This window comes from Neolewinella aurantiaca (assembly GCF_008014675.1).
Taxonomy (GTDB): domain Bacteria; phylum Bacteroidota; class Bacteroidia; order Chitinophagales; family Saprospiraceae; genus Neolewinella; species Neolewinella aurantiaca.
This window is the reverse complement of record NZ_VOXD01000022.1, coordinates 17,728-44,414: the sequence shown is the minus strand read 5'-3', so window position 1 is coordinate 44,414 and position 26,687 is coordinate 17,728. Positions and strand designations below refer to the sequence as shown.

Here is a 26,687-nt window from a genome sequence, read left to right as displayed (position 1 = left end):
GAGCGCAGTCCCTGATTTCTAAATTACAGCAAATGCGTCGGCTACCTCCCATTACGTTTCTCATCATTGGCTATATGCTCCTCGCTTTTGGGTGGTGGAGTGTTCTGTTGTTACGTAAAAATGAGGAGGCACATGATGCCCGGGTTGAACTGTTCGCTTTGCAAATGGCGGTGCAGCGGGAAATCGACAAGCCAGCTGACTTTCGGGCTACCGAGGCTTATTATGACCTTGCGGAGTCTTTCCGGCGCCAGCAAAATATGATTGTCGGAGAGTCGGTGCTACTGGTTCTAAGTCTTGCGGGAGGCCTGTTTTTACTCTTCAGGAGCCTGCGTAAAGAGATCAGCGCAGCAGAACAGCAGCGGAACTTTCTGTTGAGTATTACGCATGAATTAAAATCGCCCCTGGCGGGAATACGGCTGATTCTGGAAACATTCCAGAAGCGCAGAGAATTGAAACCGGAAATTCAGCAAAAGCTAAGTACCAACGCTCTTACTGAAACAGATCGACTGACTGCTCTCGTGAATGACCTGTTGCTAAGTGCTAAGTTGGAGCAGGCTTATCAGATCAATGAGGAAGAAATCGATCTGGGAGCATTGATTCAGGACGCAGCAGATACGGTTGCGATGAAATATAAATCGGCTAACATCCACGTCGATATCGAGGCCGGAGTAGGGAAGGTCAGAGGTGACCATCTGGGGCTTATGAGTGTTGCGGTGAACTTGCTGGAGAATGCAGCCAAGTACAGTCAGCCTGACCCGGTTATTCATACGTCCTTACAAAGAGGTGGTGCCAGTGAGTTGATCTGGGAAATATCGGACAACGGGATGGGAATCCCCGACCGTGAAAAACGACGGGTTTTTACAAAGTTTTACCGGATAGGTAACGAAGATACCCGGACCACCAAGGGAACCGGGCTGGGGCTTTTTATCGTGAAAGAACTCGTGGAAAAGCACGGAGGTCAGCTGGAGTTGATGGATAATAAACCGCAGGGGACGACATTCAGGATTTACCTGCCCACAACTGAATAAGATTGCTGAGACAACATTGCGCATTAAACCTTTTCTTTGCACCCGCGGCCGCGCCTTCAATCTGTGTTCCGGACGTTACCAACTAACCAAATAACCAAGTTGCCATGCAATCTACCCCACTAACCGAAATTCACCGCGCCCTGGGCGCTAAGCTTGTGGACTTCGCCGGCTTTGAAATGCCCCTGACCTACACCAGCCTCAAAGAAGAACATTTCGCGGTTCGGGAAAAAGCGGGAATATTCGATGTGTCTCACATGGGGGAATTCATCATCCGGGGAGCCGGAGCCCGAGATTTGGTACAGTACGTTACCAGCAATGACGTGGACAAACTCGTGGAAGGGCAGGCACAGTACAGCTGTATGCCCCGCCCTCAGGGAGGAATCGTGGACGACCTGCTGGTCTACCGCTTGCCCGCCAACCCCGCTATGGGGATGAGCAACGAGCACCCGGCCTACATGCTGGTGGTCAATGCCGGTAACATAAAGAAAGACTGGGACTGGATCTCAGAGCATAATTCTTTTGGCGCAGAAATGATTGACATCAGCAACCAAACTGCGTTGTTGGCAGTACAGGGGCCTCTGGCCACTGAGATCCTGCAGCCTTTAACGGACACCAACCTCGAAGATATTTCTTACTACCATTTTGTACGCGGGAGCCTTGCCGGACACGACAATGTGATCATTTCTGCGACCGGATATACTGGAGCAGGAGGGTTTGAGTTGTACATCAGCAACGATGCAGCAGAGTCGGTATGGGAAGCGATACTGAAGGCGGGGAAAGAAGCAGGCCTTATTCCCTGTGGTCTTGGTTCAAGGGATACGCTTCGCCTGGAAAAAGGATTCTGCCTGTACGGTAATGACATCAATGACACCACAACACCACTAGAGGCCGGCCTGGGCTGGATAACAAAGCTCAAGGCAGGCGATTTTGTAGGCCGGGATCACCTTATCGCGCAGAAAGAGGCCGGCCTTGAACGTCGCCTGGTTGGGTTCAAAGTAGCTGGTCGTCGTGCTCCGCGCAACGGACACGGTATTCTGGATGCGGATGGAAACAAGATCGGAGAAGTAACGAGTGGGACGCATTCGCCTTCGCTGGATTACCCGGTCGGGCTGGGCTACGTTGCTTTGGGCCAGCATACACCAGGGACAAAAATTCAGATCGATCTGGGCCGCAAGTCCGTTGAGGCAGAGGTCGTCAAAATTCCGTTTTTGTAGGGCCAGGAGCTGAAGCTTATCGAAAAGTCCAGCTTCCTGTAGCTTTTCGTTTCGCCTCTTCGTCGTCTTTCCACCGAACGAGTTCGTGATACCTGCCGTTTGCCCAGTCGCTAAGGCAATTATCGTAAAACTCGCTGCCGGGATCTCCCGATGCCCCGCCGGGCAGGGTACCCCATGCACGGGGTTGTGTACCCAGTTCCACGACCATCCTCCAGCTTGCACCATGCCCACTGCTCAGTGCCCGGGGCGCGAAGCGTGCCCCCCCGGTACGGATGAGTTCTGAGCCAAACCCTGGTATGGATCCGAGGTGCTTCACGTGGGTGTTCCGGTATTCTGCCCAGGGAACCGGCAGCTCTCCGGCGAGCTCTTCCTCGATTTCATCGAAGGCACGCTGCGTCAGTGTGGCAGCCGTTTCTTTGAAGTTTGGGGTAGCCTGAATGTCGAAAACCGCATTGCGGGCATCTTTTTTGAGTAATTCGTTCCATTTCCATAGCTCCGGTTGGAGGTAACCGGAATCACTCGGCATTTCATCGAAGGTGAGGGCATAAACCTTGGTTCGCCACATTTCGAAAAAGGTCGCGGCGCGGCTTTCTCCTTCGCAGCGGTAGTCCCATTCAGAGATGAGACGCAGCAGCTCGCGGCCCTCGTCGGTAAGGGCCTGGCGGTTGATTCTGGCGATAAGCAGAGGGGTAAGTTCTTCGGCGAGCAAAGAATGGCTGCTGAGCTGAAGCTCCTTCATGGTCTGCTGTGTCATGGTGGTTTCCCGGCTCAGGTAGCGGTTGATGAGCCGGCCACGGTATTCATCGAATCCGCCGGTGTAAGGGTAGGGGTAGTTTGGCCCCGTAGTCGTTTGGTTTGCAGATGAGACAAACCCCCGGGCGGGGTTTTTATGCACTGGTCTTTCGGAGAAGGGTACGTAGCCGCGCCATGCGTTGGTAATGGTGTTGCCAGGGGTGGTGAAGCGCCCGGTCTGACCGGGTGCCCGGATCGGGAAACCTCCGTTGGGGCGGATGGCGATATCGCCGTTCTTTTCCGCGAAGATGAAGTTCTGAGCGGGGTCGATGTAACCCTTCAGTGCATGCACGTAGTCATCGTAATTTTCGGCTTGCATCAGCCCGAGAAAGGTGCCCGCCATGGTGTGCGGGCGCACGTCTTTACCCGGGGCATCGTGGCCCAGGTACCGCATTGCGTGGTCTGCGTAGGGCCCATCGTAGTACGGGACGGGGCCAAACACCGTCCAGGGAGTTTGAATGATGATGGGCTTGCTTCCCTTGAGGTGAAGCGTATCGGTCACTATCCGGGCGGGTGTTTTTACTCCGTCCAGCAGATAATGGGTGCGTTTTTCGTCGGTCCACTCGATCCGGAACCAGTCGGTAACGTCGTGCCCTACGTTCGTTTCACCGTAGGCGATGTGGTCGTTGAAGCCCATGATGATGCCCGGTGCGCCGGGCAGGCTTACCCCCCGTGCGTTCACACCGGGGATGCTGATTTGAATTTCGTACCAGATGCTGGGCAGCGATAGGGCCAGGTGAGGGTCTGAGGCCAGGATCGGGTGGCGGGTGTTGGAATGTTCCGCATCCACGGCCCAGTTGTTGGATCCGTTATCGGGGTGGGCAGGCATGAGGGTATAAGGTTCGTGGCTCACGGCATCATATCCACTGGCCCCGATGGCATAGTCTTTTGGGTGCGCGGTCGCAGGTGCATACTGGGTTGAGAGAAGCGCGGTTGAAACCTGATTTTGCACCTGCGTCTCCGCCCCTTTTTTATACCTGCCGTCGTCCGGAACGATGGGGCTGTCTGCGGGGAAACGGCTGGGGAATAAAGCATTGAAGACGTCCTCGCCCAGGTCTGCTTTGGTTTTGTCGGCTCCGGCATCGGAATAGCGGCTGCTGAGGGATTGAGACATCCCTTTCATCAGCAGGGCGGTACGGTAGGGAGACCATCGGAGCGGCTTATGGCCCAGGATTTTATACTCGACGGGGTACTGCCGGGGTTTCAACTGGTCGATCCATGCATTTACGCCTGCGGCGTAAGCTTCGAGCACCTGCATGTCTTCGGGGAAGTTGACCCGCATGGTATCGGTTTCGTTCTTCGCTGCCTGCCGGAAACCCCGACGAATCTGCATTGAATCGCGGGCCAGGGTTCTGGTTCCGAGCACTTCGCTCAGGCGGCCTTCGGTGGCGCGGGTGCTGATGTCCATTTGCCAGAGCCGGTCGGCGGCACTAACGTAACCCTGCATGAAGGCTGCACTCTCCAGGTCCGGCGCGAAAACATGGGGAACGCCCCGGTCATCAAAATGAACGCTCCCCTTTGCCAGCGGATGATCGAGGTTCAAACCAATTTTCTTCGTGCGGTCAGTAAGTTTTGGGCGGCTGTTATGCCAGAAGCCTTTCTGGGGGTGAAAAAAGTTTCCGAGAGCAGGAACCGGCAGACCTGCCGGGCCGGAGTAGGAGCCGAAGATCAGCCAGAGCAGCAGAACGATACCTGAGGTGGCGAGATGGACGTATTTCATTTGCTTTCTGTGTAAGATCCTCTTTCCTTAACCGTAGTTGCAGGATGGGAGTTTGTTTTTGCGATAGGGCTTTTGACCAGAACCCGTTAGAACAGATGACCTGAGAGAGGTGCCGGAAACACCCCGGGCGCTTGTTCCGGAGGGAAGATACAGTAGTCGATTCAAAAAGAATTGATTCCCGGAAATCATAAAGTGCCCGGCAAATTCGCATTATCCCCGGCAGAAGCTTTTCTTTGCGTCCTCTGAGGCTATTTAAATAGCCTGGAGGAACAGGCTCTAAAACTGCTTTGGCTACATGAATATTTTCCGTTTACTGACATTCACCTTCCTATTATTTTTCGCCCAGTCAGCAGTTGCTCAACGGGGGAACCCCGCTACAGCGGATACGGTTAGCCTGCAGGGGCAGTTCGATGAGATGCTCCGGGTTTCGAGCAAGTACCAGATTTATAAGACGGTACGGCGTGATTTCCTCGATGCCTTCATGGCCAACGTGAGCGATTCAATCGGGGTCTACACCAATGAGATCGAAAAGCTGGAAAACCGGATCGATGAGCAAAACGCAAAGATCGCCAGCCAGGGAACGACCATCGAGGAGCGCGACAATCAGATTGCGGCCTTAACGGGGGAAAAAGACAGCGTCAGTTTGCTGGGCATGTCGTTGTCTAAGACAACGTATAGTGTGATATTCTGGTCAGCGATCATCGGCTTGCTTGCGATGTTATTCTTTGCTTTGGGCCGGATGCGCCTTGCGGTCGGTGCGGCACGGGAGGCTCGTCAGGATTTCGAAAAAGTGACCGAAGACCTGGAGAAGAGCCGCAAAAACCGGCTTGAGGTGGAGCAGAAGCTTCGCCGTCAGTTACAGGACGAGATCAATAAGAACAAATAAAAAGCCCCTGCACCTGCGATCGCGCCACCTTCTCGTACTGCGGGAGATGAGTCGCTTTTGCGCATGATTCAGGGCATGAAAAAGGCCTTCTGAGGAGACAACTCACTTTCAATGAAAACTTTAAGGTTTTCAGCACAATAGTGGAGCCTCCAAAGCGGTTTAACTTTTCGTGAGTGGCAAGATTGTTTAATATCGTTTCATCCCGACGTATATTTGCCGCCGCGAATTTTGGAAAAAACTCGGTTTACCTCAGCTTTATGAATTACTGGAAAAAAATGCTGCCTCTCCTTTGTATGGTAGCCATCCTCGCCTCTTGTGGCAAAAACGATCGCTCCTCCACTACCGGATGGAAGATGAACGACACCAAATGGGGCGGTTTCGAGACCAAGCCTGATTACGAAGGTCAGGAGACTCCACCGAACATGGTGTTGATTCCGGGTGGAAACTTCGTAATGGGTTTCACCGAAGAAGACGTGCCTTACGACTGGGACAACATCCCGCGTCGTGTAACCGTCTCTACTTTCTACATGGACCAGACGGAAATGAGCAACGAAGACTACCTCTTCTACCTCGACTGGACTTACCTTTCTTACGGAGAGAGCTACCGTGAAGTTTACCTCAAAGCTCTGCCCGATACACTTGTGTGGCGTGATGAGCTTTCTGCCAACGAGCCCTACGTACAGAACTACCTTCGCCATCCTGCTACCGCCAAGCACCCGGTTGTGGGTGTAAACTGGCGCCAGGCCCGTGAATTCGCCCGCTGGCGTACCGACCGGGTAAATGAGGCGATCCTCATCGATAAAGGTATTCTCAACCCAAGCCCTGATGCTAAAGATGATCAGGTATTTGTAACTGATTCTTACTTCGCCGGTCAGTACGATGGTACTCCCCGCAAGCAGCTTAAAGATCTCCGTACAGGAGGTGAGCGCCCCGTGAAACTCGAAGACGGTATTCTCCAGCCCGAATTCCGTCTGCCAACCGAAGCAGAATGGGAATACGCTGCACTGGCACTCCCCGGCCTTCAGGCAAACGAGAAAGACGAAAACTACACCGATCGCCGTATCTACCCCTGGAGCGGAACCAGCGTGCGCTACCAGCGTCACGATAAGTACCAGGGCCAGATGTACGCTAACTTCAAGCGTCGTGGTGGTGACTACATGGGTATTGCCGGTAAGCCAAACGATGGTTCTTCGATCACTACTCCTGTATTGGAAAACTACCCCAACGACTTTGGTCTCTACAACATGGCAGGCAACGTGAACGAGTGGGTAGAAGACCTTTACCGCCCGCTGACCACTACTGACCTGAGCGATGTGGAGAACCACGAACTGAACCCATTCCGTGGTAACAAGTTCCAGGATGTTGCCCGCGACCCGGTAGACGGAACGGTACTGCCTAAAGACAGTCTCGGTCGTCTGCAGTACGAGTACGTAACGGACGAAGAAGCTGCTGAGCGAGACAACTACAAAGTTGGCCGCCCGTACGATTACCTCGATGGTGATGAGCAGAGTCTTGCGAGTTACCAAACCAACAAATACACCCTCATCTCCAACAGCGCCCGCGTTTACAAAGGTGGTAGCTGGGCCGATCGTGCTTACTGGCTCAGCCCCGGTACCCGTCGCTTTATGGAGGAAGAGAAATCAAGCCGTACCGTTGGCTTCCGTTGTGCAATGATCAGCATGGGTGGAGACAACGCCGGCGGACGCCCAGATGCCCGTGGTGATGAAAACCGCTTCGGAACATCTCCGAAGAAGCGTCGTCGCTCGCGCCGCTAGGTTGCAGACCTGTACTACCTGACCTTTGGGAAGAAACTTCCTGAGGATTCAAAAACTCCCCGTTGATTGTTTCAGCGGGGAGTTTTTGCGTTATGTTGTGCTTGCTTGGTCCTGAAATAAATAAGACGTAGCGTTCATCGCTCCCTGAAAGCCGTCAATAATCACGTTCGGCCAGAAGCGGCTTAGCGGCTTGAATAGGTGATGATTCGTATTTACCGGGAAACTAGTATGCTAAAATTTAAGACCAACTCAGGGAAAGTCTCCTTATTAATGCTCAACTAAGTTATCTTCGTGGTATTATTGTAAATTCTACACTATCCCCCCTGAAAGATGAAAGTTACCGACCACCAGAATACAAAAATTGTTGCTACTGTAGGCCCAGCCTGCAGCTCTACCGAAGGCCTTAAAAGTCTGATCCTTGCCGGTGTCGATGTTTTTCGGCTTAACTTCAGCCACGGGTCACACGAAGTCCATGGTGGCACCATAGATAAGATCGTGAAGCTTAACGAAGAGCTGGGGACCCACGTGAGTATCCTCGCCGACCTCCAGGGGCCGAAGCTTCGTGTTGGAAAAATGGAAGGTGATGGTCTTCCCGTAGAGGAAGGTCAGATCGTCACCTTTACGAATACAGAATGTGTCGGTAACGCTGAACGGGTTTACATGAGTTACCCACAGTTTGCCGAAGACGTGACGGTAGGCGAGCGCGTACTGGTCGACGACGGTACGCTTGTATTCGAGGTAGTGGAAACCAACGGTACCGATACCGTCAAGCTGAAGACACTCTTTGGTGGTGTGCTCAAATCAAACAAAGGGGTAAACCTGCCGAATACCAAGATCAGCCTGCCCAGCCTTACGGAAAAAGACCTGGTGGATCTCAAGTACATCCTTACACAACCGGCAGTAAACTGGATTGCACTCAGTTTCGTGCGTTATGCAAAAGACCTCAAGGGGCTGAAAAAGCACATCGACGCAGCGGGACACCCGGCCAAGATCATCTCTAAGATTGAAAAGCCCGAAGCAATCGAGAACCTCGACAAAATCATCAAGCACTCCAACGCTATCATGGTGGCGCGTGGTGACCTCGGTATCGAAGTGCCGATGGAACGACTGCCCATCATCCAGAAAGAGATCATCCGGAAGTGTATCCAAAGAGCCCGTCCGGTCATCGTTGCAACGCAGATGATGGATTCAATGATCAACAACCCCGGCCCAACCCGGGCGGAGGTCACCGACGTAGCGAACGCTGTTCTCGACGGAACGGACGCAGTAATGCTTTCGGGAGAGACTTCGGTAGGTCGTCACCCGGCCCTGGTGGTGAAAGCCATGAACTCCATCATTGCTGAGGCAGAAAAGATTTACGAGATCGGGATGAAACGCCCTAAGTCGAACAGCAAATCCGGAACATTCATCAGCGATGTGGTTTGTTCCGCTGCAGCCTGGGCAGCTCAGAACGTGGGGGCGCGTGGCATCGTAGGCATGACCCGCACGGGCTACACGGCATTTAAGCTTTCGAGCTTCCGGCCCAGCTCTAAGATCTACATCTTCAGCGATCTCAACCATATGCTCAATACCCTGAGTCTTTGCTGGGGAGTCCGGTGTTTTCACTACGACAACTTCACCAGCACTGATCAGACCGTTGAGGATGTTACCAACATCCTGAAAGAAAATGGTCACGTTGCCGAAGGCGACATGATCGTGAATACCGGCTCTATGCCACTGGAAAAACGTCGTCGGACCAACATGATGAAAATCACAGTGGTTGAGTAAACGGAAGTTTACTTCGCGTTAAAACGGTCAGGGCCGGTAAGTGCAACAACACTTACCGGCCCTGAAAATTTTAACAAGAAACCGCCTGAAACCCTCGTAGTGCAACACTCGCAGAGCAGAGGCGTTACATAAAAGAACTGATCCCTTTTTATGCGTACTGCACTTTTACTCTTCCTGTATTTCTTAGCTGTCCCGCTTTTCGCTCAGGCCGAAGCACCTACCGAAAGCGACATCAAACGACAGACCAGTTTTATCGAGGCGAAGCGCGAAGCGCTTCTGGGTAAGACTGAGAAAGCCATCGGCATGTTCGAAGAACTCGTGGAGGCGGCTCCTGACATGGACGCTGCCCACTTTGAACTTGGTCGGTTGCAGTATGCTGCCGGAAATACCGAGGACGCTATCGATCATATAAGAAAAGCCTACAGCAAGCGCCCTGACGAAGTGTACGCATCGTTTTTAGCGGAGTTGTACCAGGCAAGTGGTCGTCATAAAGAGGGAGCCGATCTGTACGGAGAGTTGATCCGGAAGAATCCGGAAGAAGCAGAATTTTACCTCGAGCGGGCTGCATTTTTGGTTCGTGCTCAGGACGTAAAGGGCGCTATCTCTGTTTACAACGAGCTGGAAGATAAAATTGGTATTAACGTTGAATTGGCGCGGCTGAAGCACTCCCTTTACCTGGGGCAGGGAGATGAAAAGCGGGCCGAGAAAGAACTCCTTGCGCTCGTGGAATCCAAGCCGGAAGACCTGCGTTTTCGTCATATGCTGGCAGGATACTACACCAGTCAGGATGATAAAGCGAAGGCGCGCAAAGCCTACGAAGAAATTTTACAATTGGAACCCGCCGACGTACGGGCGCAACTGGCACTGCAGGATGTGGCGCCGGCGAAGTCTTCGGGTAACGATGCTGAACTGATGGCGCTTTTGGGCCGGGCAGACGTAGACATCGACCTGAAGGTGGGTAAGCTGTTGCCTTTAGTTAACGAATTGGCGCAGACGCAGGATGCAGAGAAGGGTAGAAGAGCAACGTTGCTGGCCGCTGAGCTCCGGCGGGTTCACCCCGACGAAGCTAAAGCCGCTGCTTTGCAGGGCGATGTGTTTTTTCACTCCGGACAAATGGAGGAGGCCGCCGCTGCGTACAAATCAACCATTGAGCTGGACGACACAGTATACCCGGTTTGGGAGCAACTGCTTGCAACGCTGTACCTCAGTAATCAGACGGTGGAATTACGCAAGTACGCAGAAGAAGCGCTCGATGTTTTCCCTAACCGGCCCGGTGTATACGTTCATTACGCCCTCGGCGAAGCTTTCAGGTTTGATTTCTCCGAAGCGAACTCTCTGCTGGAGCAGGCCCGGTTTATGACCTCGTCTCAACCGGAGGCCAAGGCTGCGATGGAGCAACTGGCCCTGGCCCTGGCCGGCCTGGAGGCCGGCGACGCAACGGCTAAAATCGATTTTGCCCAACTGCCCGGCGGAAAAGAAGGCCCCCTTGCCTTCCTGATCGCAAACGGCGGAAATACGACAGCCCTGATCGCTTACGACAGCCCGCAGAATACCAATTCGTTTTTCCTCGAGATGCTGGGTGATGCCTACGTGAAGTCAGGCGACAAAGTTGCTGCGGCTAAAGCATATACCCGTGCTAAATCAGCAGGAAGCAAATCGTCTAACCTTCGGGGTAAAATGACTAAAGTACAATAAGCAATTTTTGCTCGTTAAACCAGATTTTGCACCTGCGGCCGCGCCACGAAAAGAAAACTTCTCCGGGTGTATTGCGGCAGATGGTCGTAACGTCCAGGCGGTGCACGATCTTTCAAGTATTCCCCAAACCATCATCACCGATTCAATCTACTATGCGCACACTCTTTTTACTGGCATTTACCGCCATCACGCTTGCTTCTGCCTGTAACAAAAAAGTAACGGGCAACAACGATGGTCGGGATGGCCTGGCTACTACGAGCAAAGCTGCTAAAGTCATTCAGGGCCTTGAAGACAACAGTTTCGACGCAGAATACCTGGAAGGCTCGGCCCGCGTTAAGCTGGAAAGCGAAAAACTCAACATTGGCGGAAGCGCCACGATCCGCCTGCACAAAGACAAGGCGATCTGGATGAGCGTGAAAAAATTTGGCTTCGAGGGCGCACGGGCGCTGATCCGGCCAGATTCTTTCTTCGTTATAAACCGTTTGAACGGAGATTACACAGCAGAGCCACTGAGCTATATCGAAGAGAAGTATAAAGTTCCTGCTCGTTTTGACTTGCTTCAGGAGATCGTACTGGGCAATGCTGTATTCTTTACCCGCGACCTGAAATTGCAGACGGAGGGAGACACCTACACGCTTTCTGGTCATGATAGCCGCTTTGCGACCCGGCATACCGTAGACGCCAACGGTTTCCGGCTGATGGAAATGACGCTGAACGAACTGGCCCAAAACCGTACCCTGAGTATCAGTAACGCAGACTTCCGGAAAGCCCTGGGCAAAGAGGATGGCCCCGACTTTGCTTTTGAGCGTACGGTAAGCATTGACGCGAAGGCGACGGGCCCGGCGAAATTAGACCTTACCTTCAATCGCCTTAAATTTGAAGGTCCGTTAGCGATGCCGTTCGAGCGCCGCTAACGGACCACGAAGCCTTTTCCGTTCTTATGCTTCCGGGGTGTTTTAATCCTTGTCTTCGGAGTAGAAAGTCTCTTTGTCCTTTACGATCACCTTGCTACCGCCCTTCAGCTTGCGGCTAAGTTCGGTGTAGGGGCCAGAAACTACTTTGTCCCCTTCGTTCAGGCCGGTTTTGATCTGGATAACGTTGGCATCCTGAATGCCGGTTGTAACTGTTTGCTGGCGCACGGTGTCTCCGCTGACTACAAAGACGACCTCTTCGAGGTTATCGGTGCCAGCAGCTTCATCGTCATCGGTTTTCTTTTCGCGGGTGGTTACGGCTTCGATGGGGACGGAAACAATGCCTTCGGCGGTTTTGGTGAGGATGTCGACACCGGCCGACATTCCGGGGCGGAAGGGGTAGAGGTTGCCTTCGGCAACCAGGTCTGCGTAGCTTTCGGGGTCGATGCTGATTCTGACTTCAAAGTTGGTTACCTGATCGGAGTTCAGTACGTTGTCGGCAAGGCCGGCAGTAGTGCTGGAGTTGGCGATTTGGGTGACGCGGCCGGTGAAGGTGCGGTTGAGGTACGCATCTACTTCCACTTCTACTTTATTGCCGATTTTGAGGGTTGGAACATCGTTCTCGCTCACTTCTACCCGGACTTCCATCGCGTTGAGGTTCGCAATACGCATCAGCTCAGTACCGGTCATCTGGATGGTACCCACAACGCGTTCGCCTTGTTCTACATTGAGCAGAGATACTACTCCGCCCATTGGTGCGTAGATGGTGGTGCGGCGCAGGCTGGTGCGGAGTTCGCTCAGGGTTGCTTCGCTGGACTGTACGCCAAATTCGGCTGCTTTTGCGCTCTGGCGTGCACCGGCGATGTTGCTCTTGGAGGCGGAGAGGTTGGCTTCCAGTACGCGGAGGTTGGCTTCACTGGCTTCCAGTTCGGCCTGGCTTACCACTCCGTCGGCGGCCAGGGTTTTGTTGCGGTTGTAGATCACGCGGGCGTTTTCGATCTGTGCTTCAATCTGCGTCTGTTGAGCTTCCAGGCTTTTGATCTGCGCCTGAGCGTTGGCGTACTGCGCCTTGCTGCTGTTGACCCCGGCAACACCGCGGGCAACCTGACTTTGGTATGCATCAGCGTCGATTTTTGCGAGCAACTGATTCGGGACAACACTGTCACCTTCTTCGACGTAAAGTTCGACGACCTCACCTGAGACATCCGAACTGATTTTGACTTCTGTTTGCGGGAAAATTTTTCCGCTGGCGGAAACCACTTCCTGGATGGTACGGGCTTTGGCCTCAGAGGTGTATACTTTCGTTCCGGATTCTTTGCGGCCACCAAAAGCGACGGCGGCAATGACGCCGATTACGATCAGAGCGAAAACGGCGATGATTATCTTACGAGCCATGATTGAGTAGATTTCAGTAAATGTAGGTTGCGTCTTTTGGGGATCCCGAAAGCTATCGGGTGGGCAGGAAGCAATAGTGTGAGTGGATAGAGTGGTGCAGGGCACCATCTCCGGAGAGGTGGAGTTGATTGGTTAGTTGAGCGAGAAGCCCTGGCCGAGGTAGAAACGGATGACCTGGCGGTTGAAAATGAGCTGGTATTTGCTTCGGGTAAGTTCGGTTTGTGCCTGTTCGAAGCGATTAGAAGCAGTAACGAGTTCAAGACTATTGGCGGCGCCGGCCTTATAACTGCGCTGCGCATTGTCGTAAGCCATTTTAGACGCTTCTTCGCTTGCCTGAGCGGCGCGGTAGGTCTCCTGTGCGCCACGCAGGTTGGAAAGTGCAAGCTGGATGTCGTTGCGCAGTTGGTTGTCGGCCTGCTCAATGTCGAGCTCTGCGTTGGCCCGTTGAACTTCGGCGCGTTGAACGTTGATCTTATTGCGGCCCTGGCTGTAAATCGGAACGCTGAGGGTCATCCCTGCTGACTGACCGAAGTTCCGGTCGAGCTGATCGAAGTAATTTAGGGTCTTGAAGTCGGCAGAACCACCGGTGGCAACCAATTCTGAGATGGTAGCGTCTTCGCCGTTGATGCGGACGGGAACCATCGGCCCGAAATCGAAAGTAGGAGGAATGACGTCAATAGGGTTCGTAAAATCTTTAGCTGCAGTAGAGAAATTGGTACTGACACTACCGAAAAGACTAATGGAGGGCCGCATTCCGGCTTTTGCAATTTCGATGCCCATTTCGGAGGACTCTCTGCGGAGCTCAGCAGCAGCGACGGTAGGTTGGATGCCGCGGGCGGAAGAGTAGACTTCGTTCACATCGTAGGTTGCGAAAAGCTCTGTTTCGGAGGGGTTGAGTTCGGGCGTGACGATCTCAAAATCGGCGTCGAGGTCGAGCTCCAAGAGGATCTTAAGGCTCAATTCTGCCAATTCAACCTGGTTTTCGAGGTCGACGATGGCGCGCTGGTTGGAGGCGCGCTGTGCTACCAGGTCGAAGCGCTGTGCTGCCGGAAGTGCTCCGGCTTTGATCAAAACGTCGGTATTGCTCAGCTGGTCGTTGGTAAGCTGCAGCTGCGCCCGGGTATTGTTGAGCTGTTCTTTTAGCAGTACAATGTTGAGGTAGCCGTTGGCTACCTGTAAACCGATGTTGTTGGCGGTCACCTTCTGGTCGAGCCTGGCAGCGGCGAGATCCACCTCCGACTGACGAAGGGTGTTCTTTATCAGCCCTCCGTTGTAAAGGCTTATTCCAAACTGTACCTGATAGCCCTGGAAACCGATGGTTTGCTGGTTGAATTCGTTGGTGGTCGGATCAATTGTCCTACCCAACTGTACCCCGACGTTGGTTGAGCCGCTGGCGGTGGGTAATCGGTTGTTCTTGGCCTGCTGCTGATTGAGGCGGGCAATCTCAGTTATGTTGTCGAGCTGCCGGACCTGAAGATTGTTGGTAAGGGCGTACTCTACGGCACGTTCCAGGGTCCAGGTGTCTCCGCTCTGGGCGAAGAGGCTGCCGGTGAATAAAAAAGAGACTAGGAGGAAGTAAACTTGGCGCATGGGCGGTCTTTTTGACTACGGTTGGCAAAGCTAATAATTGGACAGGGGCTGGGAAGTTTTATCTATGAATGAATGGTTTTTCTAGACGACTTACTCTGCCAGAGGCCTCCTAAGGATTTTTTGCGGTGTTAACGGTCGCCTTTAACCCGACCATGCACCTGCGTTCGCGCCTGAAAAAAACTGTTTGCTTTGAAACTAAGTTATCCGGAGAACTTTATCGATCCTTCAGGGCATTCCTAATCCGATAAAACACTGCAAATGACTTACTCCAATGAATGGCTCCTTGAGAGACTGGCACAAAACCGGAAACTGAAATACCTCTATTTCTGGGGCCATCGTGTGCGGCCCGATGGCGTGATAACAAAATCGTGCCTGAGTCAGTGGTACCCTGCCGGCTTCTCGTACGAGGGGCACAGCTACGCGACGGCGGAACACTGGATGATGGCGGGTAAAGCAAGGCTGTTCGGGGATGCGGAAGTGCTGGAGAGGATTCTAAGAACCGAAAACCCCGCCGTTGCCAAGAAACTTGGGCGGGAGGTCAGAGGATTTGAAGTCGATGTCTGGAAGGAGCATATGCGGACCATCGTTGCGCAAGGCTCTTGCCTGAAATTCAGTCAGAACCCGGAATTACTGGCTTACCTGAAGACAACCGGAAACGAAGTTCTCGTGGAGGCAAGTCCTTTTGATCCGCATTGGGGAATTGGCATGTCAAAGGACGAAGCCGAACGAGTTACACCGCACGATTGGAAAGGAACCAACTGGTTGGGTTGGTGCCTGATGGAAGCAAGGGATGAACTGATGCACCAGGTTTAATCCACGTTACTGTTCATTTGGCTGGTACCGACCAGCCGGTCGTACCTGCCGCCAATCGGGCGCCAGTAGATCAGGGCCAGGTAATCGTTCTCCGTTTCGTCGAAACTGCCTTCGATGTAATCATAGGTGAACCGATCCGATGCTTTGGTACTGCCGGGAGGGGGATTTTGCTCCACCACGTAGTGGTAGTTGTAAAAGCCCTGTTTCAAAACCGCCTGACCGACGTAAGCACTGATCTGGGTGTTCCAAACCATTTTATACTCAGGTTTAAGCTGGTTTTCTGTAAAACCACCAAAGAGGTAAATGTCGCGGTCGAGTTTGGTATTGGTTGCGAGGACGAAGGTCATGCGCACATAGTCGCCGCTGTAGTTGTAATCGAAGCGGTCGAATGTTTCGCCGCTTTGGCTTTCCTGAGTAAGCTGGAGGGTCAGTTCTTCGAAGCGATCGTTGATGTAATCGCCGTTAAAATCTATGTACCCGAGGTATGTGCCGTTGTCGCGTGGGCGGTCGGCTTGCATCATCATGGCGTAGCCGTCTTCTTCGTTGGTGACGCTTACCATTTCGGTACGTGGGGCGCGGACGGAGCGAATGTCCAAATTGCGGTATTCGTTGCCACCAAAGAAACTCACCTGTCCCTGATAATCGAAACGTACCGCGTCGTTTTGGAGCAGGCTGGGCACGATGCCAGTCACGGCATTGTCCCACCGGTTGTTCTGAATAACCGTTGCGCGGAGTTCACGCAGCGGGTTGCGGACCTGCATTTGCTTGGTCCCGACGGTGAGGTCGACTTCCTGATGCGTATGGATCTGATCTACGATGGAAGGACGCATAACCCGTCCGGTGACGCCTGCCAGTTTTTCCTGCACCATGAAGCGACGGGTAATTACGGGGATGGTTTCGTCTTCGTCGTCGTAGACTACCAGAAGGTAATTGCCGCTGGCGCTGATTTGCATGTCACGGTTAGGGAAAACGAGTTCGTAATGGATGTAATCGCGCAGCGTCCGGATGCTGAAATCGTAATCGTCGAAATAACCGATGGTATTGCCGGCATTGAACTCCAGCGGGCTGAGGCTGGAGGGTTGCCAGTCCTGATCGCAGTGGATGAATTTGTAAGAGTAGCGGCGAACTTCATCGTTGAAATCATCAAAGGATAAGCGGAGCTTTCCGCTGCCGTTGAGCTCGATGAGTGGGTAGCTGTGGAGTACTCCATCGAGGTGAAAACGGACAGTTTTGATGTTGTCGACGTATGTATTGTCGATAAACAAGAGGTCTTCGTCCTGGGCCTGCGTCAGGGCAGGAATAGCGAAAAGAAGGAGCATGGCGACGGAGCGCAGGTGCAGGGTAAGCTTTGAAAAAGTGAGATTCATCCTGAGTGTTTTCTACAAAAAGGTAAACATTGGTTTTGGGTCAAGGTCGAGTTTAAGTCAGGGTTTGACGTTTCGTTAAGACGTTAAGGGAGTTACGGGCCACAACTGGTGAGCGTCGGTGCCTGATTTTGCGGGGCTTCACCCGGGGGTGACGAAGGGACTGCCCTTAAGGTGAAACCGCCAGGGTTTCTCTGCCCATTCACCCGCTTTAACACCGAGGCCAATGCGTTTGGTCGCTACGATGCCATCTTTCGTTACGGGAGGGGTGGTTACTTCCAGCCGCAATGGGTTTTCGGGGTCGAGGAGGTCCGAGCCATAAAGGGTTTTGTCCTTAATCCCGAGAGCCTTAGCAAGAACGCCGGGACCGGTCGTTAATTGCCGTTTAAGTTTTGTCATCTTTCTACGGGCTTTGATGGTTTCCAGGCCTCTGTGGGGAGCGCCCGCACGAAAAAGGATGGCGTGGGGCGTCCCGACCGGACCGGTTACTACGTTGAGCATCATGTGGGTGTGTATGGTGTAGATGTAGCAGCTGCCGGGTGCGGCCCAGAACACTTCCGTCCGGGCGGTGCGGGTGTTATTGCGGGCGTGGCTGGCCAGGTCGTGCGGAGCGTAGTAAGCTTCCACTTCGGTAAGGAGTACGGAGGTTTCCTGGCCATCGGCTTCAGATATGAGTTCTACCCCGATGAGTTGGCGCGCGATGGCTACGGGGTCTGATTGAGCGAGAAGTGAGGTAAGGTCCATAAAGCGGTAAGATATTTACTCCTTCGGTAACAGGAGGTGAGGATTTGCCGAAGGCAGCTTTTTAGGATGCAAAGCGACAAGTGGAGGCAGCTCCATAGCGTCGGTGAGTATTTACAACGATGCAGGCGAAAGGGCACAAATGAGATTTTTTTACGGGCGTGATGTGCTTTGCAGTACTTCGTGCTTGCCTAAGGCTCAGCGGAGAGGGAACCAAAACCTCGAAGAAGCCGCCAAGCGAAATGTTCAGTAGTATGAGAACGCTCAGACAGTTTCCATTTTTTAACGGCTTCAAAAGCAGGATTCTACTGCCGGTGCCAAGGCCAAAGCCAGAGAGACTGCATTCTGTACTCTGCGTTTTGATCTCTACAAAAAAGCGGTGAGTGAATATTCAGTAGTATGCCTTCTTAATTATGAATTCTATTTCGAGAAAATTGTTGTCCGAAAGAGACGCATACAGTTTTTCTGATTAAATCGGACCGTCGTCGCTGAGGTTTACGTTCGCAGCCAGCCTGTCGAAGTAGCTTTTATTACTTCCTGGTCAGAAAGATTTTGCCGGAAAAGATCGAGGTGAAACATGCACGAAAATACGGGGCGGATGTATTGGATTAAATCGTCATTACGTCCGGGTTTTTATGTGTTCTGGGTTGTGCTGAGTTTGTGAAATATTATTCTTTTTTGCATCAATTTTAGTGTATTAATGATTGAATCTTATGTGTTCGTAAGTATTAAAAATTGAAAAAGAGTCAAGTTTACTTTTTTGTATGTAGCTGTTTTTCAGGCTTTTACATGATCGTGTTTTTGCTTTTTTGGGAAAACTATACCGAGAGGTAAACTGCGTGACCGTCTTCTTGTGGGGGGGCGATTGGTAAGAGATTTGTACCAGAATCAATTACTAATCACCCATAAATAATCGATATCATGACTTCTGAAGATATTTACGATCTCCTCCAAAACGGATACATCACCCTCAATGAAATCATGGCTGAATTTGGTCAGGAAATTTACGACATGATCAGCTCCATCGGATAATCTGTTTTATTGATGGCGAAATAGGAGTGGAGCTTGCAATAGGTTTTACAGGGGAATATGTTCTTGCAAAACCCACCGTTAAATCGGCCGTACACCAGATTGTCGCTCAACCCCCTCTCAGCCTCGCTACGCTGGGGAGAAGCAATCGCGACAATCTGGTTTGAGCCACTCTGACTTAAGCCTATTAGCCCGCCCTGAGAATGTCAAGGAATATCTTCCATTGGGCTTCGTAGGGGATGAACTCGGTACTAGCGGTATCAATCAAAAAGGCAGTATTCTCGAGAGCCATGAATTCTGCAATTTGTTTCTTTTCACCGAGCTCTAATGCGTCCGCGTCGAAATTATAGCGGCCTGCAGAAGCAAGAAGCTGTAGGAAAAGACCATTCCGCCGGTGTTCCGGTTCAGAAAGGTAACGCTGTACATATTTGTCTACACTTTCCATCCGGTCAATAAACGTATCGTAGTTTCGGTGGATGACGAGATGGAAGAGTTCAATGATCCGAATATGAATGTTGTACCCCTGTTTGTTTTTTTCAAACACTTGTACCTGGTTCATAAAACGATGCAGACGGAAGTTTGCCACCTGAGACGGTAGGTTTTCGGAAGGAACCAGACCTGCCTTTGCCAGTATGAACTGATACGCGAAGATGAAGTAGTAGCTGAGTGCGTTTTCTTTGGAGTAACCTTTTTTTACCTCTGCAATGTTAACCGCTCTGCTTTCAACGACTGACTCAGGGTAACGACCCAAACTTAACAGCGAGATTATTCGATAGAATATATAGACATACCTGCCAAGGGTTCCGGGAACGCTCAGATGTTTCCACTCTTCAAGTACCTGCAGGCATGCGTGATGGTCTCCCAACTTTGAAAGTTGCACAATCAGACTCGTGGCTTTCACCTTCAATAGGGAATCTCTTCTGTAGGTTTGATTTTTGGCTCTTACCAGAGCCTCTTCGGCAAACTTCCGGCCTAAGGCCGGATCACGACGGAGCATGGAAATTGACACCAGGATGCCATAACCGTAATTAACGACTTTTGTGCCTTCCCTGTTCCGGGTTAGTTCCACGGTTTCGTTAAACATGGCTTCAAATGAATTTCCTGCTTCCCGCAACCGGCGATCCCTTCTGGTCTCCATCCCCCGGAGTTTGTAATAGTGCATTTGCAGGATCCCGAGGGTCTCTTCCTGTTCTGCGTTGTGGGCAACTGCTTTGCGGAAGCGCTGAAACAGACCGGGGTTGTACAAGGGGCCGGCGTACAGCTCACAAAGTTCTTCAGCCGCTTCTCTGGCGATCCGGAATTGCTCGACGGACTCTCCCAGTCGGAAAGCCTCCTTCATCAGCCATTCCGTGGCCATTACTTTGTGCCGGGCTTTGCACTCCCTTCCCCAGAGCAGGTACATCTTAGCAACAAATACGGTCGAAGGCCCGGCATTCTCAACGGGAGTAGTGAGCTGGCACAGGCGGTAAGGAAGATGAATTTTAAGTTTAGCTTTCAGTTTCTGGTAAGGAGGAAAGCTGCCGTCTTTACCCGCACCGTACAACTTTTCAGCAGCCTCTTCGTCAGTACCCACTACCCCATGAATCAGGAGGTGGAAGAACTGGTTGAGTAAACTCTCCTTACCCGAAGTATTATCCGGAATGTCAAGCAGGTGAGCGACTCTGTCGTAACCTGATTTTAGTTCGAGTAAGTAATCCATTGGGAGTAAGGTTTATGAGACTAAGAATTATTGGCCTGCCAGATTACAGAGAGAACAACGCTGAAGGTGTCAGACAACTAAAACTATAACAAGCGGTCTGTTGACCTGGACGGGCTAATAGCGTGCGGTGCCTTTTGGGGGACTGACTGCGTAGCACAAATCCATAAATTCCCGACAGGAAGTAATTCATTAAAGGATCTCAGGCAGAAAGGTAAGGGCGGCGTGGGGCTTTTTCGGATAATGTAGGAATCATTATTTCCCAGAGTAATTCAAAAGTTATCAGTTCGATATCAATTCCATTATCGTCAATTCCGGGCTTGGTGGCTTTTAGCCGCTTTAGTGTTTTCGTAGTCTTTCTTATCGTTGCTGCCCGGTGGAAGTTTGCGGCGGCACTCTCGACCAGGAGTTTGAGGAAAAGATGGAGACGATATTCGGGAGCACTGGAAGAAAGGCGTCCGGGAAGCTTATTCTTCAATCCGGCCACTACACCAGCTGCTTTACGGTAAGATTTACTTTTCAGCAGATCTAGACACTCTATTATTCCGAGGTTGAGTTCGTCACCGGCAAGCAGGGAGATATTTTTTCCTCCCCTCCGTAGTTTTCGCTCTTGCTGGGCGATCAATTCCAGTACGGCGGGTTGTCCGGAATTCAGGAAAGCAAGGGTACGTAGATAAGTCAGCCACCGGCCGCGCTCTCCCTTGCCAATGGTGGTTACTCCTCCTGCGTCCGCAATACATTGCATCAGTTCAGTGGTTGTTTTTGTTTCGCCGCAGCGAAGTAAGAGGATGGTTCCCATTTCGATCACTTTACCAACCTGGCTTCTGCTTTTTTCCTTACTGAAGAACTGATACAGTTTTTTCCAGCAAGCCCATCCTTTTGTGAAGTCCTCCATAGCGGCGTAAATCATCACCTGGGCGTAAAGGAAATGTATGAATGGTTGCTTCTCTTTTGGGAAGTATTCCCGGAAAAAGCTCAGCGCACGGCCGGAGTGTAGGAGTGCGCCGGGCCAGTCTTGTTGGTCAATTGCTATCTGAGTCAGAACTTCACCCCCGGCATACTGAATGTCGTAGAATTTGTGAACGCTTACAGCCTCTTCTATTTCGGCAAGGGGAATTCCGGCGGGGTAGGGGAGGCCTTCAGCGCTGGCCATGCGTTGGTCCAGGGCGGCCATCTTACAGCGTGCGGTAATGCGGTTCACCGTAATGCACCGCCGGATTTCCGCCTCCGTTTCCAGTAGTTTTACTTCGTCGTAAGCCCGGTAACCGTAAATAGCCTGTAGTAGCTGGAGGCATTCAAGTTCCAGGGATACGTGGTGGCACTGTGCGGCATGCTTTACCAGAAGGTGCAAAAATTTAGTCCGTGCCTCTTTGCTTCGTTCTGCCGACATGAAGAGCAGAGCGTTGGTGCGTTCACATCGCTGAATCATATCCTTGCGGGAAGGAGAGGAAGTATAACGACCATTTGGAGTCAGGTAAGCTTTGAGTGTGGCCAGGTTCAGCTCATCGAGCAGTGCCAGAAAAGGAGGGTGAGATGCCGTTCGGGTGCGACCGTAAAGAAGGCGTGCCATCTCCAGTTTACCGGTTGCGGGTGCTTCCTGCAGGCGCAGGAAAAATTGTTGAATTCTTTTTGCTTTTTTAGGCGTTTGTGTCCCATCCATATTGGCCAGAACTTGCTCCCAATTAACGTAAGAAGAGATTTCCCGTAACAATTCCATCTGTATTGGTTTGTTAATGAGCCGGTTTAACCGATCTGTTCACGACCCCATTCGTCAGGCGTCGTTGCACAATTATCGTGTAGCGATGACTACACTCCGGCTCCCGCACCTGGTAAATAAAAAAGTGGCCCGGAAATCGGTCAGGTCAGGAAAGTTTAAATCGGTTTGGTTTCTGAAAACAGTTTCATGAAGTAGTATTCACGCAATGTATGAAAAGTGAGCCAGAAAGACGATCGATACTGTTTTTTTGTGTACACCCCCCGAAATGATTTGCTACCCCAGCCAGTCCGCAAAGACTCCGCCCACTTACAGCCTTCAGTTATACACCTCACGACCCTTATCCAACCAATAGTGTACAATCCGAAATACGCGATTGTAATAATTCTGGCGGCTATCGTGTCTCTCCTGTGAGGGCAGGGAAAACCATATACCTCATAACACGGCCCTTTATCGTCCACACCGTAATGGGCCCTACGGGGACGCAATTTTATTTCAGAGAGAAAAAGCTGGTTGTTTGCTCGATAAGCTGACTTTTTAGAGGCGCAAACGCAGGTGCCGGGAAATGTTTTGATGCAATGATGGGGTGCGTTATTTTTTAATAGGTTGTTGATTTTCAATCACTTGTGTGGTTGGTAGCTTCGTTTTTGTCGGATTTTATGCGGAGATTTTTTTTGCTGCTGTGTCTCGTATCTGGTTTACGCTTGCCCCCATATTTGCTGATGTCAAAGGGAAACAACTTAAAGCCCTCAACCAAAACCGGAAGCAATTCCACAAACTATAATTCATCATGAATCTGGACCGACTTAAAAAAGGATTAATGATTCTCGAACTGGAAGACCGTCTGGAGATGGTTCAACTTTCCGCCCTTGCAGAAGCCCCTACGCGGCGCTGTGATCGGGAGTCCTGCAACGAACCCTCATAGCATAACCCATATCAGCCATGAAAAAATCTTTCCTCAATCTCCGTTCCGGTCTGGAAATTCTCGAACTGGAAGACCGCCTGGAAATGGTGCAACTATCAGCCCTTTCCGCTCAGGGCAGCCGCCGCTGCGACCGCAACGACGACCCCGAAGAACCAGACGATGACAATACCCCGTGGTACTAACCATCTTCCTTCTCCGCCAAACACCAGTACGCCAGAAGAGCTCATAATACAGGTGATGACCAAGGGGCTGAATATCCACGAAATCACTCAAACAACTGCATCATGAGAACTTTACCGCCGGACTCCGGCGAACTCCAAAAATACCATTGCCCCCCATACTATCATCTTCTATCCGCTGAAGACAGGGCTGATACTCCGGGGCATTATCCAACTAATTCATCAATTTTTTCACCATTTAAAGATTATTACCATGATTAATTCCACTAATGACCTCAAGAAAGGCCTTTCCATCATCGAACTCGAAGACCGCCTGGAAATGGTCCAGCTTGCCGCTGCCGACGCCGCTTTCACCCGTCGTTGCGACCGCGAAGGTTGCCCTGAGGAAACGGTTAGCCCGGAATAAACAATTTCGGAGCCGTGAATTATTCACCCATTTAAATTAATAGCAATGCTAATCGACAAAAATAACCTGGACAAAGGGTTGAAGGTCATTGAGCTTGAAGACCGTCTGGAGACTGTACAGCTAGCTGCAGACCTTCCCATCAGTGCCCGTTGTGATCGCCGTAACGATGATTGTGGCTGCCCTGATGTGAAGTAACAAGATCCAAAATCCATTTTTTTAATTCATAAAATTAAGTACCAATGAAAGATCAAACATCAAACCTAAAACGAGGCCTCGAAGTCATCGAGCTTGAAGACCGGTTAGAAACCGTTCAGATGGCAGCCGATCTACCGATCAGCGTTCGCTGTGACCGGAGAAACGACGACTGCGGCTGCCCCGAGTAAACCGCCTGAGCCTCCTTCGGCTCTGAAGTATTCAATCATTTATTTTTTCACTCAATAATTCATTTACCATGTCTGATTCTAACAACCTCAAGAAAGGCCTCGACGTCATCGAACTCGAAGACCGCCTGGAAACCGTACAGATTGCTGCCGCTGGCGATGTTCGCAGCGACCGCTGTGACCGCTGTAGCTGTGACAATCCTGCGTAAGGACCATATCTAATCAATCATCTAATTTTTATACCGAGTCTTGCTGAAAATCGGATTTTAAAAAAAGAGTAGGCATAAGTACTTAATCATTCACAATGAAAATATTATTCTTCTCCCTTTTTGTCATTTCTTCACTCATCTTCACTAGCTGCACCAATAAAAATGAGACTATTCTCAATACGCCTTCAGTTGAAGAAATCACACCCAACAAATCAGGAACAAATCTAGCTCAAGTTGTTCCAATAGCAGAAGACACTGCAAACTATATCCTACATACTTTAGCTTCTGTGTCATCTGCTGATTATGACACTCTATACTCAACAACTATTGTACTAGGCTTGACTTATAACCTACAAGCAGCTTACTTCATTAACTACTCGTCTTCTAATGAACAATTAGTTGTCTTTCCTGCAACCAATGCTAATGGCGATGACTATAAGTTAGTGTACTCGTTAGAGGCTAGATTTAATGCTAACTCAGACTTGCTTCTTCAAGATGGATTTTTCGTCAAAACAACTGCTAGAAAAAGCTCAATAACTACATTAAACGTAGATTACATCTCCATCTATGGGGATAATATTGCTCACACTTTATACAATGAACTTGATAACTCTACTACTGTAATTTCTGTTTCTAGTGCATATGTGTCAAGCAAACTGTTTGGTAAGTGGGGTAAATGCGTAGGTAGCGTTTTAGGCTCTTTTTTCGGTGGAGGTTCTGTAGCGGGGGCTGTTGGAGGACTAACATGTGCAGCTTTTGGTAAGCCTTGTGCGGCAACAATTGCAGTAGGTTGCGCAGCCTATGCTGTTGTAACTCTCGATTATACCTGCTGCGATCATGGTGCTACACGATTGCCAGGAATGAATTTCTAATGCTTTTAACCTCATAAAGCGTGGTAAAGTGGTTGTGTCCAGCTAACTACTTTGCCACTCTTGTTTAATGGTGAGTCTGACAACTTATACAAATGCGATCATTTTTGCACAATTAATCAATACTGCTTATAGCAGTAGGACAATTAAATAGTCACAAATAACAATTGATCATGAATAGATTTCTTTTTTCTTTCGCACTTTTAGTTGCTCTTGCAGTTAATTTGCTATGTGTATTTTATCTAGAAACATCTTCTAGCATCAACATGCTAATCTATAGCTTAACTGCCTTTTTATACATCCCTCTTGTTACTATCGCTAGAATCAAATACCTAGGATGGCCTGTTCGGGTCTATTTTTATGAGATGCCGTTTACCGATCTTAAAAAAATAAAGAAACTTTTTTTTGGAAAAGTTTCGGACGGCTAGCCAAGGAAATTACCCTCTTTCTTTTTAAGTGCTTTCCTCCTAAATCATGCTGGTGCTTGAAAAACTGGCGGTGTATCAGAAGTAAGGATGGAGCGTTAAAACGGCAGATAGTCCAGAATCATTAGCTTTAAAGCGTCCAAATTCTTTGGCTGATGTATACCATCTGTCCCGGCTGCCATTCACTAAAAGTAGTCAAGAATGGCTCTACGCACCATGGGAAATAGAATTACCGCTGTAAAGACTGTAATCGTCAGTTCGTGATGAACAACAAGCATCTTATCCAAGCACAGGTCAGGGAGTTGATCGCTAACTGCCTGCTGGAGCGAAACAGCCTGAGACCCATCTGTCGCATATTCAATGTAAGCTTGTCTTGGCTTCAATCTTTTGCAACTTCTGATACACCTCACCTAATTTTTTTCACTCAATAAATTATTTACCATGTCTGATTCTAACAACCTTAAGAAAGGCCTTTCCATCATCGAACTCGAAGACCGCCTGGAAATGGTCCAGCTTGCCGCTGCCGACGCCGCTTTCACCCGTCGTTGCGACCGCGAAGGTTGCCCTGAGGAAACGGTTAGCCCGGAATAAACAATTTCGGAGCCGTAAATTATTCACCCATTTAAATTGATAGCAATGCTAATCGACAAAAATAACCTGGACAAAGGGTTGAAGGTCATTGAGCTTGAAGACCGTCTGGAGACTGTTCAGATAGCCGTGGACCTTCCCATCAGTGCCCGTTGTGATCGCCGTAACGATGACTGTGGCTGCCCTGAGTAAAGAAGAACAAGAAATCGAAACCATTTTTTTAATTCATAAAACTAAGTACCAATGAAAGATCAAACATCAAACCTAAAACGAGGCCTCGAAGTCATCGAGCTTGAAGACCGGTTAGAAACCGTTCAGATGGCAGCCGATCTACCGATCAGCGTTCGCTGTGACCGGAGAAACGACGACTGCGGCTGCCCCGAGTAAACCGCCTGAGCCTCCTTCGGCTCTGAAGTATTCAATCATTTATTTTTTCACTCAATAATTCATTTACCATGTCTGATTCTAACAACCTCAAGAAAGGCCTCGACGTCATCGAACTCGAAGACCGCCTGGAAACCGTACAGATTGCTGCCGCTGGCGATGTTCGCAGCGACCGCTGTGACCGCTGTAGTT

The 26,687-nt window shown here is 50.6% G+C and carries 24 protein-coding genes; 17 read left to right on the top strand and 7 right to left on the bottom strand.

Translation table 11 applies throughout. From position 1 onward, the window contains the following. Positions 1-32 precede the first annotated feature (32 nt). Positions 33-1,028, top strand: coding sequence for a sensor histidine kinase (locus FUA23_RS14445; protein WP_147931463.1), 996 nt, complete (start codon positions 33-35; stop codon positions 1,026-1,028). A gap of 104 nt (positions 1,029-1,132) precedes the next feature. Further along, entirely contained in the window at positions 1,133-2,242 is a 1,110-nt protein-coding gene (gcvT, locus tag FUA23_RS14440) for a glycine cleavage system aminomethyltransferase GcvT (protein WP_147931462.1), read from the top strand. Positions 2,243-2,258: 16 nt separating this feature from the next. Here gcvT and FUA23_RS14435 read toward each other — a convergent pair whose 3' ends face one another. Further along, positions 2,259-4,754 (bottom strand): penicillin acylase family protein, encoded by a 2,496-nt coding sequence (locus tag FUA23_RS14435; protein WP_147931461.1) that lies wholly within the window; start codon positions 4,752-4,754, stop codon positions 2,259-2,261. Between the two features lie 295 nt (positions 4,755-5,049). Between FUA23_RS14435 and FUA23_RS14430 the strand changes: the two genes are divergently transcribed. From FUA23_RS14430 to FUA23_RS14410, 5 genes are all read left to right on the top strand, one after another. After that, complete coding sequence (locus FUA23_RS14430; RefSeq protein ID WP_147931460.1) at positions 5,050-5,640, top strand: hypothetical protein; 591 nt, start codon at positions 5,050-5,052, stop codon at positions 5,638-5,640. Between the two features lie 257 nt (positions 5,641-5,897). Beyond that, positions 5,898-7,415: an SUMF1/EgtB/PvdO family nonheme iron enzyme gene (locus FUA23_RS14425; protein ID WP_147931459.1), complete on the top strand. Its 1,518-nt coding sequence runs from the start codon at positions 5,898-5,900 to the stop codon at positions 7,413-7,415. Positions 7,416-7,745: 330 nt separating this feature from the next. Continuing rightward, positions 7,746-9,182, top strand: coding sequence for a pyruvate kinase (gene pyk / locus FUA23_RS14420; RefSeq protein ID WP_147931458.1), 1,437 nt, complete (start codon positions 7,746-7,748; stop codon positions 9,180-9,182). A gap of 150 nt (positions 9,183-9,332) precedes the next feature. Then, positions 9,333-10,877 carry a tetratricopeptide repeat protein gene (locus FUA23_RS14415; RefSeq protein WP_147931457.1) on the top strand — a complete coding sequence of 515 codons (1,545 nt, stop codon included), beginning with the start codon at positions 9,333-9,335 and terminating at the stop codon, positions 10,875-10,877. Between the two features lie 152 nt (positions 10,878-11,029). Next, positions 11,030-11,791, top strand: coding sequence for a DUF4292 domain-containing protein (locus FUA23_RS14410; protein ID WP_187271057.1), 762 nt, complete (start codon positions 11,030-11,032; stop codon positions 11,789-11,791). Positions 11,792-11,833: 42 nt separating this feature from the next. On the opposite strand, the gene FUA23_RS14405 is transcribed toward FUA23_RS14410, so the two are convergent. Both FUA23_RS14405 and FUA23_RS14400 read right to left on the bottom strand, forming a co-directional pair. After that, entirely contained in the window at positions 11,834-13,183 is a 1,350-nt protein-coding gene (locus FUA23_RS14405) for an HlyD family secretion protein (RefSeq protein WP_147931455.1), read from the bottom strand. Between the two features lie 132 nt (positions 13,184-13,315). Then, positions 13,316-14,773, bottom strand: a complete 1,458-nt coding sequence (locus FUA23_RS14400; RefSeq protein WP_147931454.1) for a TolC family protein — start codon at positions 14,771-14,773, stop codon at positions 13,316-13,318. Positions 14,774-15,031: 258 nt separating this feature from the next. On the opposite strand from FUA23_RS14400, the gene FUA23_RS14395 reads away from it, so the two are divergent. Continuing rightward, a complete protein-coding gene (locus tag FUA23_RS14395) occupies positions 15,032-15,586 on the top strand; it encodes an NADAR family protein (protein WP_147931453.1) in 555 nt (184 codons plus the stop codon). On the opposite strand, the gene FUA23_RS14390 is transcribed toward FUA23_RS14395, so the two are convergent. From FUA23_RS14390 to FUA23_RS14375, 4 genes are all read right to left on the bottom strand, one after another. Continuing rightward, entirely contained in the window at positions 15,583-16,953 is a 1,371-nt protein-coding gene (locus tag FUA23_RS14390; RefSeq protein WP_147931452.1) for a type IX secretion system plug protein, read from the bottom strand. The genes FUA23_RS14395 and FUA23_RS14390 overlap by 4 nt on opposite strands. Before the next feature lie 138 nt (positions 16,954-17,091). Next, a complete protein-coding gene (locus tag FUA23_RS14385) occupies positions 17,092-17,694 on the bottom strand; it encodes a DNA-3-methyladenine glycosylase (protein ID WP_147931451.1) in 603 nt (200 codons plus the stop codon). A 1,213-nt stretch (positions 17,695-18,907) separates the two neighbouring features. Beyond that, positions 18,908-20,419, bottom strand: a complete 1,512-nt coding sequence (locus FUA23_RS14380; protein ID WP_147931450.1) for a hypothetical protein — start codon at positions 20,417-20,419, stop codon at positions 18,908-18,910. Positions 20,420-20,618: 199 nt separating this feature from the next. Beyond that, entirely contained in the window at positions 20,619-22,133 is a 1,515-nt protein-coding gene (locus FUA23_RS14375) for a hypothetical protein (RefSeq protein WP_147931449.1), read from the bottom strand. 939 nt (positions 22,134-23,072) lie between these two features. Between FUA23_RS14375 and FUA23_RS22380 the strand changes: the two genes are divergently transcribed. From FUA23_RS22380 to FUA23_RS22345, 9 genes are all read left to right on the top strand, one after another. Continuing rightward, positions 23,073-23,237 (top strand): hypothetical protein, encoded by a 165-nt coding sequence (locus FUA23_RS22380; RefSeq protein ID WP_187271055.1) that lies wholly within the window; start codon positions 23,073-23,075, stop codon positions 23,235-23,237. A 250-nt stretch (positions 23,238-23,487) separates the two neighbouring features. Next, positions 23,488-23,640 carry a hypothetical protein gene (locus FUA23_RS22375; RefSeq protein ID WP_187271053.1) on the top strand — a complete coding sequence of 51 codons (153 nt, stop codon included), beginning with the start codon at positions 23,488-23,490 and terminating at the stop codon, positions 23,638-23,640. A 45-nt stretch (positions 23,641-23,685) separates the two neighbouring features. Continuing rightward, positions 23,686-23,835 carry a hypothetical protein gene (locus FUA23_RS22370; protein WP_187271052.1) on the top strand — a complete coding sequence of 50 codons (150 nt, stop codon included), beginning with the start codon at positions 23,686-23,688 and terminating at the stop codon, positions 23,833-23,835. 44 nt (positions 23,836-23,879) lie between these two features. Next, positions 23,880-24,023: a hypothetical protein gene (locus FUA23_RS22365; RefSeq protein WP_187271044.1), complete on the top strand. Its 144-nt coding sequence runs from the start codon at positions 23,880-23,882 to the stop codon at positions 24,021-24,023. Between the two features lie 68 nt (positions 24,024-24,091). Beyond that, the gene (locus FUA23_RS22360) at positions 24,092-24,229 is read left to right on the top strand and encodes a hypothetical protein (protein WP_187271050.1); all 138 of its coding nucleotides are present in this window, start codon (positions 24,092-24,094) and stop codon (positions 24,227-24,229) included. A gap of 95 nt (positions 24,230-24,324) precedes the next feature. After that, entirely contained in the window at positions 24,325-25,101 is a 777-nt protein-coding gene (locus FUA23_RS14370) for a hypothetical protein (RefSeq protein WP_147931448.1), read from the top strand. An 863-nt stretch (positions 25,102-25,964) separates the two neighbouring features. Next, a complete protein-coding gene (locus FUA23_RS22355) occupies positions 25,965-26,114 on the top strand; it encodes a hypothetical protein (RefSeq protein ID WP_187271048.1) in 150 nt (49 codons plus the stop codon). Positions 26,115-26,159: 45 nt separating this feature from the next. Beyond that, a complete protein-coding gene (locus tag FUA23_RS22350; RefSeq protein ID WP_187271046.1) occupies positions 26,160-26,303 on the top strand; it encodes a hypothetical protein in 144 nt (47 codons plus the stop codon). 51 nt (positions 26,304-26,354) lie between these two features. After that, positions 26,355-26,498, top strand: a complete 144-nt coding sequence (locus FUA23_RS22345; protein ID WP_187271044.1) for a hypothetical protein — start codon at positions 26,355-26,357, stop codon at positions 26,496-26,498. Positions 26,499-26,687: the final 189 nt, after the last annotated feature.

Excerpts from the sequence above, each read along its gene's own strand:
- FUA23_RS14445 (WP_147931463.1), top strand. The coding sequence starts at position 33 with ATGCGTCGGCTACCTCCCATTACGTTTCTCATCATTGGCTATATGCTC.
- gcvT (WP_147931462.1), top strand. The coding sequence starts at position 1,133 with ATGCAATCTACCCCACTAACCGAAATTCACCGCGCCCTGGGCGCTAAG.
- FUA23_RS14435 (WP_147931461.1), bottom strand. The coding sequence starts at position 4,754 with ATGAAATACGTCCATCTCGCCACCTCAGGTATCGTTCTGCTGCTCTGG.
- FUA23_RS14430 (WP_147931460.1), top strand. The coding sequence starts at position 5,050 with ATGAATATTTTCCGTTTACTGACATTCACCTTCCTATTATTTTTCGCC.
- FUA23_RS14425 (WP_147931459.1), top strand. The coding sequence starts at position 5,898 with ATGAATTACTGGAAAAAAATGCTGCCTCTCCTTTGTATGGTAGCCATC.
- pyk (WP_147931458.1), top strand. The coding sequence starts at position 7,746 with ATGAAAGTTACCGACCACCAGAATACAAAAATTGTTGCTACTGTAGGC.
- FUA23_RS14415 (WP_147931457.1), top strand. The coding sequence starts at position 9,333 with ATGCGTACTGCACTTTTACTCTTCCTGTATTTCTTAGCTGTCCCGCTT.
- FUA23_RS14410 (WP_187271057.1), top strand. The coding sequence starts at position 11,030 with ATGCGCACACTCTTTTTACTGGCATTTACCGCCATCACGCTTGCTTCT.
- FUA23_RS14405 (WP_147931455.1), bottom strand. The coding sequence starts at position 13,183 with ATGGCTCGTAAGATAATCATCGCCGTTTTCGCTCTGATCGTAATCGGC.
- FUA23_RS14400 (WP_147931454.1), bottom strand. The coding sequence starts at position 14,773 with ATGCGCCAAGTTTACTTCCTCCTAGTCTCTTTTTTATTCACCGGCAGC.
- FUA23_RS14395 (WP_147931453.1), top strand. The coding sequence starts at position 15,032 with ATGACTTACTCCAATGAATGGCTCCTTGAGAGACTGGCACAAAACCGG.
- FUA23_RS14390 (WP_147931452.1), bottom strand. The coding sequence starts at position 16,953 with ATGAATCTCACTTTTTCAAAGCTTACCCTGCACCTGCGCTCCGTCGCC.
- FUA23_RS14385 (WP_147931451.1), bottom strand. The coding sequence starts at position 17,694 with ATGGACCTTACCTCACTTCTCGCTCAATCAGACCCCGTAGCCATCGCG.
- FUA23_RS14380 (WP_147931450.1), bottom strand. The coding sequence starts at position 20,419 with ATGGATTACTTACTCGAACTAAAATCAGGTTACGACAGAGTCGCTCAC.
- FUA23_RS14375 (WP_147931449.1), bottom strand. The coding sequence starts at position 22,133 with ATGGAATTGTTACGGGAAATCTCTTCTTACGTTAATTGGGAGCAAGTT.
- FUA23_RS22380 (WP_187271055.1), top strand. The coding sequence starts at position 23,073 with ATGAAAAAATCTTTCCTCAATCTCCGTTCCGGTCTGGAAATTCTCGAA.
- FUA23_RS22375 (WP_187271053.1), top strand. The coding sequence starts at position 23,488 with ATGATTAATTCCACTAATGACCTCAAGAAAGGCCTTTCCATCATCGAA.
- FUA23_RS22370 (WP_187271052.1), top strand. The coding sequence starts at position 23,686 with ATGCTAATCGACAAAAATAACCTGGACAAAGGGTTGAAGGTCATTGAG.
- FUA23_RS22365 (WP_187271044.1), top strand. The coding sequence starts at position 23,880 with ATGAAAGATCAAACATCAAACCTAAAACGAGGCCTCGAAGTCATCGAG.
- FUA23_RS22360 (WP_187271050.1), top strand. The coding sequence starts at position 24,092 with ATGTCTGATTCTAACAACCTCAAGAAAGGCCTCGACGTCATCGAACTC.
- FUA23_RS14370 (WP_147931448.1), top strand. The coding sequence starts at position 24,325 with ATGAAAATATTATTCTTCTCCCTTTTTGTCATTTCTTCACTCATCTTC.
- FUA23_RS22355 (WP_187271048.1), top strand. The coding sequence starts at position 25,965 with ATGTCTGATTCTAACAACCTTAAGAAAGGCCTTTCCATCATCGAACTC.
- FUA23_RS22350 (WP_187271046.1), top strand. The coding sequence starts at position 26,160 with ATGCTAATCGACAAAAATAACCTGGACAAAGGGTTGAAGGTCATTGAG.
- FUA23_RS22345 (WP_187271044.1), top strand. The coding sequence starts at position 26,355 with ATGAAAGATCAAACATCAAACCTAAAACGAGGCCTCGAAGTCATCGAG.